The following is a 12,139-nucleotide window of genomic DNA, read 5'->3' as shown; positions in this document are numbered from 1 at the left end:
AGCGGCTGGGCTAAGTGCATCTGCAGTTATCGAAATCGAAGAACCAACCATGCCGCCGCTCTCCTTCGCACGCGCCATCCTGCTTCTGCTCGCAACGCCAGGGCCGACGAACACGCTGTTGTGGCTTTCCGGCGCGGCGGTCGGCATGCGCCGGTCCCTGCCCCTGCTTCTCGGCGAACTCGGCTGCTATCTGACGGTGATCGCCCCCGTGGCGGTGCTGGCGGCCCCGCTGCTTTCCGCCCATCCCGAGATCGGCCTTTTGCTGAAGCTTGCCGCCGCCTGCTGGATCCTCTTCATGGCGCATGCGCTCTGGACGATGAAGGCGCACAGCGCGAGTGAACGGCCGATCGCCTCCGGCCAGGTCGTCGCCACCACGCTCCTCAATCCGAAGGCGCTGGTCATTGCGCTCGTCATCATGCCGCAGCACGGGCTCTTGGCGATGCTGCCATGGTTTCTCGGCCTTGCGGCACTGACGCTGAGCGCCGGCGCGCTGTGGATCGCCGCCGGCAGCATACTCGCGCGCCTGCCGAGGCGGCCGGTCGGCCCACGTCTCCCGCGCCGCATCGCCGCTGCCTGCCTTGTCGCCTTCTCCTTCGGCATCGCCGGGAGCGCGCTCGCATCGATGCTATAGGCGATCCGCAGGTCAGGCGGCTTCGGCCTTCTCGCCAAGCTCGGCCGCCAGGAAACCGATCAGCTGCTCCCAGCCGCTGCGGCGATACTCGACCTGGTCTAGGCCATCGAGAAAAGCCGCCTGCTCGGTGAATATGACGCGCGTGCCGCTTCCTTCCGGCACCAGCTCGACCGTGGCGATGGATGCGGAAATCGGCCGTTCGTCCTTCGCCATCGTATAGGCCGAAATGATCCGCCGGTTCTCGACGATGTCGAGATAGACGGTCTCGTTGAAGTAGAAGGTCTTGCCGTCCTGGCTGAAGCGGCCGCTTTCCCGGCCACCGACGCGGAAATCGTGGCGGTATTCCGCCACCGGCCAGTTGTCGGCCTTGACGAACCAGCGGTCGTGCGCAGCAGGGTGGGCAAAGGCATGAAACACCCGCTCGGGGGACGCTTTGAAGACGCGCTCGATTGTGAAGCTTGCATGTTCGACGGAAGTCTGGGTCATCGCTTTCTCTCCTCCTCGGCGGCTTTGTGCCGGTGCGCCGCAAAGCTGATTGTATTATGAAAGCAGTTGCACTGTAGTGTCACTGCTGCAATAATGCAAGCGGTTTTGCAGGATGGGAATCGCCTATCCGCATCCGCCCTCCGGTAAAGAGACCAGAATGACTGACGACCACCGCTCGGCCTGCCCGATCAACCTTTCGCTCGAAGTCTTCGGCGACAAATGGAGCCTCCTGATCATCCGCGACATGATCTTCGGCGGCAAACGCCATTTCCGCGAGCTTCTGCGGTCGCAAGAGGGCATCTCCTCCAATATTCTAGCCGACCGGCTGAAAACTCTGCTTGAGATCGGCATGCTGACGAAGAGAGACGATCCGAGCCATAAGCAGAAGGCGATCTACAGCCTGACGGAGATGGCGATCGCCCTGGTACCAATCATGGCGCATCTCGGCGCCTGGGGTCGGCGCTACCTGCCGGTCAGCGAAGAACTGAGTATCCGCGCCCAACTCATGGAGGAAGGCGGCCCGGTCCTATGGGAGCGTTTCATGGACGAGCTGAGGGTCGAACATCTTGGCGCGCCCGGCGAGACGGAAGGTCCTACGGTGCGCCAGACGCTGCAGGCGGCCTATGAGAACGTCATGGCTCGCAAGGCCAAGGAACTCGTCAGGGCGGGCAAATAAGCCGTCCCCGGCCGCGCCCCTGCAGGCACAGGACTATTTTCCTGCTCTTCTTTACGGCCGATCCCGGCTTCGGTAAGGTACAATCAGGCTGAAGCGGAAGCGAAACAGTGTGCGGTTTTCAACCGTTGCGCCGCGTTTGCTGCACCGGCGGGGTGGATCGACATGCTTTCACATGACAGCATCTGGCGGGCGATCGATGCGCTGGCGGAGCACCATCAGCTCTCGCCGTCCGGTCTGGCACGCCGCGCGGGACTGGACCCGACCTCCTTCAACAAATCGAAGCGTCAGTCGCCCGACGGTCGCGATCGCTGGCCGTCGACGGAATCGATTGCGAAGGTCCTCGAGGCGACCGGCGCGACGATCGATCAGTTCATGGCACTCCTGCAATCCGGCAACGCTAGGCCGCCGCACTCTGGCCAGCCGGCCTCCGGCATTCCGCTGATCGGCTTCGCGCAGGCCGGCGCAGGCGGCTTCTTCGACGACGGCGGCTTCCCCGTCGGGCAGGGTTGGGACGAGGTCGAATTTCCGGTCGCGCCGCAGAGCAAATCCAGCGTCTACGCCTTGGAGGTCCAAGGCGACAGCATGCTGCCGCTCTATCGCGACGGCGACGTCCTGATCGTCGATCCGGGAGCGCAGGTGCGCCGCGGCGACCGCGTCGTCCTCAAAAGCCGCGAGGGAGAGGTGATGGCGAAGATCCTGGCGCGTCAGACGTCGCGCGGCGTCGAGCTTCTGTCGCTCAATCCCGACCACCCGAACCGCAGTTTCGAGATGAAAGACGTGGAATGGATCGCTCGGATCATCTGGGCCAGCCAATAGGAAAGCGTCGAGATGCGGCCGCAATTCATCTCCATCGCCGGCGGGCTCGCCGCCCTCGCCCTCTATACCGCAATCCTGCTCGGCGGGGCCGCCTCGATCCGCGGTCGTGAAAGCGCCGCCGCGCCCGATCTCGTGCTCGAGACGCCGGACGCCGCCATGATCGAGGAGCCGGCCGCGGAGCCGGTTCCGGCGGAGCAACCGCCAGCCGCGGCGGCGTCGCCGACCGCCGAACAGGAGGCGGCCGCCAAGACCTCCAGGACGCCGGTGCGACCCGTCGACCCAAATCTCTTCGCCATGCCGGAAGAGGGGCTTGCTAAACCGCTCGAGCGGATTGCGCCGCGGCCGCCTCTTTCGGCGCCGCCCGAAAAGAAGGCAACGCCGCTTGTCCTGCAGCGGCCCGTCGCCCTTGCCGCCGGTCTCGTCCAGACCGGCGACACGACACTGCAAATCAGCGACATCGAGCCGGAAAAAGCCGATCGGATCTGCGAGGGGGGCGGCAAGACATGGCCCTGCGGCATGGTCGCCCGAACGGCGTTCCGCAATTTCTTGAGGGGACGGGCGCTCGTCTGCTCTGAGATCGACGAGGAGCGCGAAGGCTCCGCCACCGCAAACTGCAGGGTCGGCAACATGAGCGTCGCCGAGTGGCTGGTCACGAACGGCTGGGCGATACCGATCCCGGGCACCGCCCTCGAAGCAAAGGCGGAGGCCGCCCGCAAAGCCAAGCGCGGCTTCTACGGCGGCGACCCGCGTGATCTGAGCCGGAGGCGGCTGGTGATCGACGAGCCCGCGGGCGCCGCGGACCTCGGCGAGACCGCGCGGGACTTGCAAGCCCCTGCGGGAACTCCTAACTGGGCTCCATCAATTTCAGGAGAATAGATGTCCGCGAGCCTCAGTCAGCACGAAGCCCTTGTCTATGTCATGGTCATGATGTCTGCCGTCGACAGGAGCATGAGCGACGACGAATTCGCACGGATTGGCGGGCTGGTGCGTTTCCTGCCGGCCTTCGACGGTTTCGAGGAAGACCGCCTGATCCATATCGGCCGCGAGTGCGCGGCCCAGCTCGCCGCGCCTGAAGGCCTCGACGTGACGCTCGAAATGGTTCGCGAATCGCTGCCGCAGCGCCACTACGAAACCGCCTACGCTCTTGCCGTCGAGATCGCCGCCGCTGATCAACGCATCCGCACCGAGGAAATCCGGCTGTTGCAGCTGTTGCGCGACCGTCTCGCCCTCGACAAGCTCACCTGCGCGGCGATCGAGCGCGGCGCGCTTGCCCGCTTTCGCAAGTAACGGCAACGTGTCTTTGCCCTTTCTCGGCAATGGTCATACCGTCGTCCTGTCGCCTCTTTCCTTAAAAGCCGCCTCTAAGAAGGAAGCGGCGATTCAAAGTGAACAAGCGGCCATAGGATCGGCGTGAAGAGTGAAATGCTTTTCCTTGGAATTGCTGAGCCGGTCTGGCGGCTCGGTGCCTTTGCGGTAATCTTCGCCGCGCTAGCAGCACTCGAACTGCTGCATCCGCGGCTCGAAAGGCCGGAACTGCTGCGGGCACTCAAGGCGCGTCGCTGGGCCACCAACCTGTCGATTCTTCTGCTCTCCTCACTGCTACTGCGCATCGTCTTTCCGGCCGCCGCGACAGGCGTCGCGATCTGGGCCGGCTTGCGCGGCTATGGCCTCCTCCCAGCACTCGGCGTGACGGCGCCGCTTGCCGGTCTCCTGGCTTTCGTCGCACTTGATTTTGCCGTCTGGCTGGAACACGTGGTGTTTCACAAACTGCCCATCTTATGGCTGATCCACCGGGTGCATCACGCCGACCCCGGGGTGGACGTCACGACGGCGCTGCGCTTCCACCCGCTGGAGATCCTGCTTTCGATGGCTTGGAAAAGCGCGGTCATCATCGCTCTCGGGGCGCCGGCACTCTCGGTGCTGGTCTTTGAAATCGTCCTCAATGCCGCCGCGATGTTCAACCACGCCAACCTGCGACTGCCGCCAAAATTTGACGGGGTCTTGCGGCTGCTGATTGTCACACCCGACATGCACCGCATCCATCACTCCGTGGAAAAGCGGGAAACGGATTCGAACTACGGCTTCAATCTCTCTCTTTGGGATCGACTGTTTTCGACCTATGTGGCACAGCCGGCAAGCGGCGACGACGGGATCGAGACCGGCTTAAGGGCCTTTGGACGCAGCGAGCCGACAAAGCTCGTCTGGTCGCTGATGCTGCCGTTCCGGCGCGGGTAAACGAGACGGGAGCAGGCCCTGCTTGCCAGCCGAGCCCGGCCGCTTGGCGTCAGTAGATGCCGTTCGGAAAATAGCGCAGGTAAATCTCTTCGAGCCTGCCGCTGCGCGAAAGCGCCAAGAGCGCATGGTCGATCGCCTGCGTCAAAGCGGGCTCGGTCGTGCGGTTCATGATCGTCAGCCCTTCGCCCAGAAAGCGCTCGGAAAAATAGGCGCCGTCCATCAGGGCGCAGCATCCCGCGGCGACGCTGCCGGAGACCCAGAAGGAGAGCTGCATGGCATCGGAGAAGGCGGCCGTCACGGCGCCCTCCCGCAGGGCGTTCAGTAGGGCCTGTCGGTCGGGGTAGGCTTTGGCCTCGAGCTTCGGGAAGAAGGCCTTCAGCATCGCTTCATGCTTCGTTCCGGCCACGGCCCCGACCGGCTTGCCGACGAGGTCGTCCGGTCTCTGAACCCCCTCGGCAGCCTTCCTGTTGAGGGCGAAACGGGCCGGCAGTTGCAAGAAGGCCCTGGAGAAGGCGAAACGCCGCCTTAGTTCCGGCGTCACGGCGATGCCGGCGACGATCGCCTCGCCCTGGCCCTGTTCGAGCGCCGGCATCAGTTCGGGATAGGTCACCGCCTGGATCTGGCATTTCGGTTCGATCTCCAGCTCGCGGCAGATTTCCCGGGCGAGATCGACGTGGAATCCCGAAAGCTTGCCCGACTGATCGATAAAATTGAAAGGCGGGAAATCGACCGTGGTGAGGAAGCGCAGCCGAGCCAGGCCGGTCAGATCGGGCTTGGCGATGCGCTCGCGGGCATCGAACAGCAGCGGCAGGTCCTTCGGCGCGCCGCCCGCCGCGGATGCGACGAGCACCGCCGCGACCGCCAGCAGCCCGATAGTTTTGTGAAAGGAAGCGCGCGTCATTACCATCCGATTCGCAAGCATTGAGCGGAACTTAGCGGGATGCTGCAGCGCTGACCATAGGCCGGCCCTCGGCAGGGCCGCGCATTCTTAAAGCCGGTCGGGCGAATACGGAAGGAAGGGAAAATGGAGCGGGTGATCGGGATCGAACCGACGACATCAAGCTTGGGAAGCTGGCGTTCTACCACTGAACTACACCCGCGTCTGAAGCGGAAATTTCCCCAATGGTCGCGATCTGTCAAGCGTCTAGATGATTCACTGCTCTATTGGAGCAGTGAATCATCCAGCTATTGGGCTCACTCGGCGCGAAAATGCTTGGAAAGCTTCAGGCCCTGCGCCTGGTAGTTCGAGCCGAGATCGATGCCGTAAAGACCTTCCGGACGCTCCAGCATGTGCTCGTAGATCAGCCGGCCGACGATCTGCCCGTGTTCGAGGATGAAGGGCACTTCGTGGCTGCGGACCTCGAGTACTGCGCGGCTGCCGCTGCCGCCGGCTGAGGCGTGGCCGAACCCCGGATCGAAGAAGCCGGCATAATGGACGCGGAACTCGCCGACCAGCGGATCGAAGGGCGTCATTTCGGCGGCGTAGAGCGGCGGCACATGAACTGCCTCGCGCGACACGAGGATGTAAAACTCGTCCGGATCGAGGATCAGGTCGTCGCGGCCGCGGCTATAGAGCGGCTCCCAGAAATCAAAAACGGCGTGCTCCGCCTTCTTGTCGACGTCGACCACCGACGTGTGATGCTTGCCGCGATAGCCGATCAGGCCGTCCGGGCCGGTGCCCTTGAGGTCGATCGACAGCGCAATGCCGCCGCCGGTGATGTTGGGCCGCTCGCTGGCGACGAGCACGTCGCTTTCGTGCAAGCCCAGCAGTTCTTGCTCGGAAAGAACGGAGTGGCCGACGCGGAAACGGATCTGCGAGAGACGCGAGCCGCGGCGAACGACGATCGGAAAGGTCCGCGGACTGATCTCGAGATAAAGCGGCCCGCTGTAGCCGGCGGGGATCTTGTCGAACTCCTGCGCCCTATCGGTGATGACGCGCGTGAAGATGTCAAGGCGACCGGTCGAACTCTTCGGATTGGCCGACGCCGACATGGTCTCCGGCAGCGTCAGGCTCTCCATCAGCGGCACGATATAGACGCAGCCGGTTTCCAGCACCGCGCCCTCGCGAAGATCGATGACGTGCAGCTTCAGGCGGTCGAGCTTGTCGGCGACGAGATGCGCCGGTCCCGGCATGAAGCTCGCCCGGACGCGAAACGCCTTGGATCCGAGCCGAAGATCGAGGCTCGCCGGCTGGATCTGGTCATCATCCAGCGGCTTCTCGCTCTTCAGACGTCCCGTGGCAAACAGCGCGGCAATTGCGCGGTCGGCCAAAATCCCTGTGTCGCGGCCCATTCCGATCCTCATTCTCAGTTGCCAGACAAAACCAAACTCCGGGAATTGACGCAAGCGCGGCCAGGCAGTATTGGAGCTTTATCCCGTGGTGATTTGGCCGGTCGGCTTGCAGCCACGTTAAACAAGTAGCTAAAAAGGCCGGGTGTCAAACCGGTCGTTTCGCGGCCGGTTTTTTTGTTCTGAAGGTGATCGTCGCATGAGCAAGACCTGGCGCCCGGCAACCCAACTCGTCCACGGCGGGACCACCCGCTCGCAGCACGGCGAGACCTCGGAAGCGATCTTCCTGACACAGGGCTTCGTCTACGAAAGCTCGGAAGCGGCGGAAGCCCGCTTCAAGGGCGAGACCGACGGCTTCATCTATGCCCGCTACGGAAGCCCGACCAACGACATGTTTGAGAAGCGCATGTGCATGCTCGAAGGCGCCGAGGATGCGCGCGCCACGGCCTCCGGTATGGCGGCGGTTTCGGCGGCGATCCTCTGCCAGGTCAAGGCGGGAGACCACATCGTCGCCGCCCGCGCCCTCTTCGGCTCCTGCCGCTGGGTGGTCGAAACGCTCGCTCCGAAATACGGCGTCGAATGCACGCTGGTCGACGGCCGCGAGCTTGCCAACTGGGAAAAGGCGGTGCGGCCGAACACCAAGGTCTTCTTCCTCGAGAGCCCGACCAACCCGACGCTGGAGGTGATCGACATCGCCGGCGTCGCCAGGCTCGCCGACCAGGTGGGCGCCAAGCTCGTGGTCGACAATGTCTTCGCGACGCCGCTCTTCCAGAAGCCGCTGGAGCTGGGCGCCCATGTCGTCGTCTATTCCGCCACCAAGCATATCGATGGCCAGGGCCGCTGCCTCGGCGGCGTCGTGCTTGCCGACAAGGAATGGATCGACGAGAACCTGCACGACTATTTCCGCCACACCGGCCCTGCCATGTCGCCCTTCAACGCCTGGACGTTGCTCAAGGGAATCGAAACGCTGCCGCTGCGCGTCAGGCAGCAGACGGAAAACGCCCGCCGCATCGCCGACTTCCTCGCTGAGCAGCCCCAGGTGGCGCGCGTCATCTATCCGGGCCGCAAGGACCATCCGCAGGCCGACATCATCGCCAAGCAGATGACCGGCGGCTCGACGCTGGTCGCCTTCGAGCTGAAGGGCGGCAAGGATGCGGCCTTCGCGCTGCAGAACGCCCTTGAGATCGTGCGGATTTCCAACAATCTCGGCGATTCCAAGAGCCTGATTACACATCCGGCGACGACGACGCACAAGAACCTCACCGACGAGGCCCGTACCGAACTCGGCATCTCGGCCGGAACCGTACGGTTCTCGGCCGGGATCGAAGACAGCGACGACCTTGTCGAGGATTTCGCCAAGGGACTGAAGTCGATCCGCGCCTGAACCGTCCAATTTCAGGTGACCTCAGCCGCCCGGCCCCGCCGGGCGGCTTTTTCATGACCCGTCACGGAAGGTGAGACGCGCGAGAACGATGCGCGACAGGGCAGTGTAGAGGCATAGGACGGCGAATATCGCCGCCAGCACAGGGAACCGGTGCGGAAACAGGCAGACGGCCACGAAGAAGACGATCGTCTCGGTCGCCTCCGCAAGCCCGGTGGTGAAGTAGATCGACTTCGCACCACGGATCTCGGTCGACAGTGCGCGCTTCTCGGCGATCGCGGCGAAGGCGAGGAAGCTCGAGCCGTTGACATAGAAAGCGAAGAGCAAGAGCCCCCCGGCAAACCCGTTGGCCGCCGGATCGGCGGCGATGAAGGCCAGCGGGATCGCGCCATAGAAGGCGAAGTCGAGAACGATGTCGAGAAAACCGCCGAAATCGGTCTTGCGGCTCGCGCGCGCCACTGCCCCGTCGAGGCCGTCGCAAAGCCGGCTCAGGAGAATGAGAGCCGCACCCGCCACGTAGTAATGCAAGGCAATCAAGACGGCCGCGGCAAGTCCAAGACAAAGGCCGGCGACCGTGACCGCATCGGCGCCCAAGCCCCGCTTTGCGAGGGCGGCGCCGAGCCGGTTCAGGATAGGATCGAGATGCCTGCGCGCCGCGCCGTCGAGCATATTCCCCTGCCTTGCGTGAAAATCGTAAGGACCCGTATAATCCTGCCGTTATTCTTCACGAAACCTTATCGCTGTATGATACTCGAGCAGTTTTGAAACAGGATGTCGAACATGTACCGTGCGCTGACACGCGACATAGAGGTCACGGTGGAGCCGTACTATCTCGAAGAACAATCGGATCCGGATGATAGCCGCTATGTCTGGGGCTACCGCATCGTCATCTCGAACCATTCCGAAATCGCGGTTCGGCTGATGACCCGCTACTGGCACATCACCGACGAGAACGGCCAGGTGGACGAGGTCAGCGGTCCAGGCGTCATCGGCGAGCAGCCGCTGCTCAATCCCGGCGACACCTACGAATATTCCTCCGGCTGCCCGCTCGACACCCCCTCCGGCGTCATGTTCGGCCACTACAGCATGGAGGCCGAAGACGGAGAGACCTTCAATGTCGCCATCCCCGCCTTCTCGCTCGATTCTCCCGGACTGGTGCGGACGCTGAACTAAAGCCCGTCGCGTTCAAACGTATTCACGCGGCGCGCCTTAGGTCTTTGTTTTTGTGCATGTCGTTATCCCAAAACCGCTGCACACTTTTGGGCGACATGCATTAGCCGCCCGCCTTTATTGAGATCGCACCTCGCTCGCCTCGAAGCGATAGTCGGTGGAGCAGAACTCGCAGGTGACCTTGATCTCGCCGTCCTCGATGCTGTGCTCGATATCCTCCTCGCTCAGTCCCTCCAGGACCTCGCGTATCTTGTCACGCGAGCAGCTGCAGCGATCGTAGACGGCCTGCGGCTGGTAGACGCGCACGCCCCGTTCGTGGAACAGACGATATAGCAGACGCTCGGTGCCGACGGTAGGATCGGTCAGCTCGTCGGAATCGATCGTATCCACCATCACCTTGGCTTCCGCCCAGAGATCGTCTTCCTCGAAGAGCAGGCTGGCGTCGCCGTCATCGCCATCGCCGCCAGGCAGATCCGGCTGGCGCATGCGCTCGGACGCCTCGGGCAGGAACTGCGCCACCATGCCGCCGGCGCGCCAGCGATGCCGCGGCTTGCCGTTTTCGTCCCGGTCGAGCAGTTCGGCGACGGCGAGGCGAACCTTGGTCGGTATCTGTTCCGATTGGCGGAAATAGACCGCAGCGATCTCTTCGAGCGTCGCGCCGTCAAGCGCGACAATGCCCTGGTAGCGCTGGGTATGGGCGCCCTGGTCGATGGTGAAGGCAAGGATGCCGTTGCCGAGCAGTTCGTGCGGCTGCGAGCGGCCGCCCTTCTCGGCGGCGGCAAGCGCTTCCTCGTCGTAGCGCGCATAGGCGCGGACCCGATCCGGGGTGGAGAAATCGGCAACGACGAGATCGACCGGCCCATCGCCCTGGGTCTGGACGATCAGCTTGCCGTCGAACTTGAGCGAGGTACCGAGCAGGACCGTCAGCACGACGGTTTCGGCAACCAGCCGCGCCACCGGCAGCGGGTAGCTGTGCCGCTCGAGGATAGCGTCGAGCATCGGGCCGAGCTGCACGGCTCGGCCACGCACGTCGAGGCCCTCGACCTGGAAGGGAACGACGTGGTCGTCACCGGCAAAATCGAACTCGCCAAGTCCCGGTGCTGTCTCTGTCATCGTTTGCTCCTTGCATGGATCACAGCGGCCAAGCAACCCGCCGTCGCCGTGATCGAACTTCCATCCTGCGGATGCAAGAGCAGCCGCGCACACCCTGCCGTTCGTTGCACCGCTGCGTCTCGATCGAGAGGCGCAACGTTCGCATGACACCGTGCATTGCTCGTGACATCGAGAGCGCCGATCGACGCACTCCGTCTCTAACTGCCGCTTATCCTATTTGATCCCGGCATGGACCGATTTGTCCAGCAGGCAAGCGCGGCTCCGGAAGCGCCCCGTATGCGGCGGATCCGCTGAAACGCGCTGTGGCGAGAAACGGCGCAGCGGCCGAACTCTCCCGCACATCGCCTAGATCGTGTCACCGCTCTCCGATTTCAATAGCCCGGCCTGGCCCTCGAACGGTCCCGTCAGACGGCACCCAGGCACCAGGCGAGGATCGACTTCTGCGCGTGCAGCCGGTTCTCGGCCTCGTCGAAGACGACCGACTGCGGGCCGTCGATGACCTCGTCGGTGACTTCCTCGCCGCGATGCGCCGGTAGGCAATGCATGAACAAGGCCTCCGGGGCCGCGTGCTTCATCAGCGCCGCGTTCACCTGATAGGGCTGGAAGACGTTGTGCCCGCGGGCGCGATGCTCCTGGTTCATCGACACCCAGGTGTCGGTGACGACGCAGTGCGCGCCGGCAACCGCCTGCTCCGCCTCATGGCAGAGCAGGATTTCGCCGCCATTGTTACGCGCCCAGTTCAGGAACTTGTCCTGCGGCTCGGAGCCGAGCGGCACGGCCATGTTCATCCGGTAGCCGAAGCGCGCCGAGCCTTCGATCAACGAGTGAAGCACGTTGTTGCCGTCACCCGCCCAGGCGAACGTCTTTCCCTTGACCGGCCCGCGATGCTCCTCGAAGGTCATGATGTCCGCCATGATCTGGCAGGGATGCGTGTCGTCGGTCAGCCCGTTGATGACCGGAACGGTGGCGTGCTCGGCCAATTCCAGAAGCCGGCGATGATCGGTCGTGCGGATCATGATGGCGTCGACATAGCGCGACAGCACCTTGGCCGTGTCGCCGATCGCCTCGGCGCGGCCGAGCTGCATTTCGGTCCCCGACAGGAACAGCGTCTCGCCGCCGAGCTGCCGCATGCCGACATCGAAGGAAACGCGGGTGCGGGTCGACGGCTTTTCGAAGATCATCGCCAGCATCTTGCCGGCAAGCGGTTTCTCGGCGGTTCCGGCCTTGGTCGCCGTCTTTCGTGCGCGGGCATCGTCGATGATCGTGCGCAGGTCGGTCGCGGTCATTGCCGAGAGATCGAGAAAATGTCTGGTGGCAGTCATAATGCTGTAGTTCCTGTCAT

Annotated in this window: 14 protein-coding genes, 1 tRNA gene and 1 riboswitch; of the genes, 8 read left to right on the top strand and 7 right to left on the bottom strand. The window is 63.7% G+C overall.

The window, feature by feature from the left end; translation table 11 throughout:
• The first annotated feature begins 49 nt into the window (after positions 1-49).
• Entirely contained in the window at positions 50-631 is a 582-nt protein-coding gene (locus tag SS05631_RS00720) for a threonine transporter RhtB (RefSeq protein WP_037420459.1), read from the top strand.
• Positions 632-643: 12 nt separating this feature from the next.
• Here the strand turns inward: SS05631_RS00720 and SS05631_RS00715 are convergent, their stop codons facing one another.
• Positions 644-1,117 carry an SRPBCC family protein gene (locus SS05631_RS00715; protein WP_037420461.1) on the bottom strand — a complete coding sequence of 158 codons (474 nt, stop codon included), beginning with the start codon at positions 1,115-1,117 and terminating at the stop codon, positions 644-646.
• A 157-nt stretch (positions 1,118-1,274) separates the two neighbouring features.
• Here SS05631_RS00715 and SS05631_RS00710 point away from each other — a divergent pair, with 157 nt between their 5' ends.
• From SS05631_RS00710 to SS05631_RS00690, 5 genes are all read left to right on the top strand, one after another.
• Entirely contained in the window at positions 1,275-1,793 is a 519-nt protein-coding gene (locus SS05631_RS00710; protein ID WP_037420522.1) for a helix-turn-helix domain-containing protein, read from the top strand.
• 162 nt (positions 1,794-1,955) lie between these two features.
• The gene (locus SS05631_RS00705; protein WP_037420464.1) at positions 1,956-2,609 is read left to right on the top strand and encodes a helix-turn-helix transcriptional regulator; all 654 of its coding nucleotides are present in this window, start codon (positions 1,956-1,958) and stop codon (positions 2,607-2,609) included.
• A 12-nt stretch (positions 2,610-2,621) separates the two neighbouring features.
• Positions 2,622-3,485: a thermonuclease family protein gene (locus SS05631_RS00700; protein WP_037420467.1), complete on the top strand. Its 864-nt coding sequence runs from the start codon at positions 2,622-2,624 to the stop codon at positions 3,483-3,485.
• On the top strand, positions 3,486-3,896 hold the full coding sequence (locus SS05631_RS00695; RefSeq protein ID WP_037420470.1) for a tellurite resistance TerB family protein: 411 nt from the start codon (positions 3,486-3,488) through the stop codon (positions 3,894-3,896). It begins immediately after the preceding gene.
• A gap of 135 nt (positions 3,897-4,031) precedes the next feature.
• On the top strand, positions 4,032-4,844 hold the full coding sequence (locus SS05631_RS00690; protein ID WP_037420473.1) for a sterol desaturase family protein: 813 nt from the start codon (positions 4,032-4,034) through the stop codon (positions 4,842-4,844).
• Between the two features lie 49 nt (positions 4,845-4,893).
• Here the strand turns inward: SS05631_RS00690 and SS05631_RS00685 are convergent, their stop codons facing one another.
• The 3 genes from SS05631_RS00685 to SS05631_RS00675 form a co-directional block, all read right to left on the bottom strand.
• A complete protein-coding gene (locus tag SS05631_RS00685; RefSeq protein WP_037420525.1) occupies positions 4,894-5,745 on the bottom strand; it encodes a transporter substrate-binding domain-containing protein in 852 nt (283 codons plus the stop codon).
• A gap of 124 nt (positions 5,746-5,869) precedes the next feature.
• A tRNA-Gly gene (locus SS05631_RS00680) sits at positions 5,870-5,944 on the bottom strand.
• 94 nt (positions 5,945-6,038) lie between these two features.
• Positions 6,039-7,136 (bottom strand): 2'-deoxycytidine 5'-triphosphate deaminase, encoded by a 1,098-nt coding sequence (locus SS05631_RS00675; protein ID WP_037420476.1) that lies wholly within the window; start codon positions 7,134-7,136, stop codon positions 6,039-6,041.
• A 75-nt stretch (positions 7,137-7,211) separates the two neighbouring features.
• Positions 7,212-7,290: riboswitch (SAM riboswitch) on the top strand.
• A gap of 42 nt (positions 7,291-7,332) precedes the next feature.
• On the opposite strand from SS05631_RS00675, the gene SS05631_RS00670 reads away from it, so the two are divergent.
• A complete protein-coding gene (locus tag SS05631_RS00670) occupies positions 7,333-8,517 on the top strand; it encodes an O-succinylhomoserine sulfhydrylase (RefSeq protein ID WP_037420479.1) in 1,185 nt (394 codons plus the stop codon).
• A 51-nt stretch (positions 8,518-8,568) separates the two neighbouring features.
• Here the strand turns inward: SS05631_RS00670 and SS05631_RS00665 are convergent, their stop codons facing one another.
• Positions 8,569-9,183, bottom strand: coding sequence for a CDP-alcohol phosphatidyltransferase family protein (locus tag SS05631_RS00665; protein ID WP_037420482.1), 615 nt, complete (start codon positions 9,181-9,183; stop codon positions 8,569-8,571).
• A 111-nt stretch (positions 9,184-9,294) separates the two neighbouring features.
• On the opposite strand from SS05631_RS00665, the gene apaG reads away from it, so the two are divergent.
• Positions 9,295-9,687, top strand: a complete 393-nt coding sequence (apaG, locus tag SS05631_RS00660) for a Co2+/Mg2+ efflux protein ApaG (protein WP_012706741.1) — start codon at positions 9,295-9,297, stop codon at positions 9,685-9,687.
• Positions 9,688-9,801: 114 nt separating this feature from the next.
• Here the strand turns inward: apaG and SS05631_RS00655 are convergent, their stop codons facing one another.
• Both SS05631_RS00655 and argF read right to left on the bottom strand, forming a co-directional pair.
• Positions 9,802-10,797, bottom strand: a complete 996-nt coding sequence (locus tag SS05631_RS00655) for an Hsp33 family molecular chaperone (RefSeq protein WP_037420485.1) — start codon at positions 10,795-10,797, stop codon at positions 9,802-9,804.
• Positions 10,798-11,201: 404 nt separating this feature from the next.
• Complete coding sequence (argF, locus tag SS05631_RS00650; RefSeq protein ID WP_037420488.1) at positions 11,202-12,119, bottom strand: ornithine carbamoyltransferase; 918 nt, start codon at positions 12,117-12,119, stop codon at positions 11,202-11,204.
• Positions 12,120-12,139 lie beyond the last annotated feature (20 nt).

The sequence above is a fragment of the Sinorhizobium sp. CCBAU 05631 genome, assembly GCF_002288505.1.
GTDB lineage: Bacteria > Pseudomonadota > Alphaproteobacteria > Rhizobiales > Rhizobiaceae > Sinorhizobium > Sinorhizobium fredii_C.
This window is presented reverse-complemented; position numbering and strand designations above follow the sequence as displayed.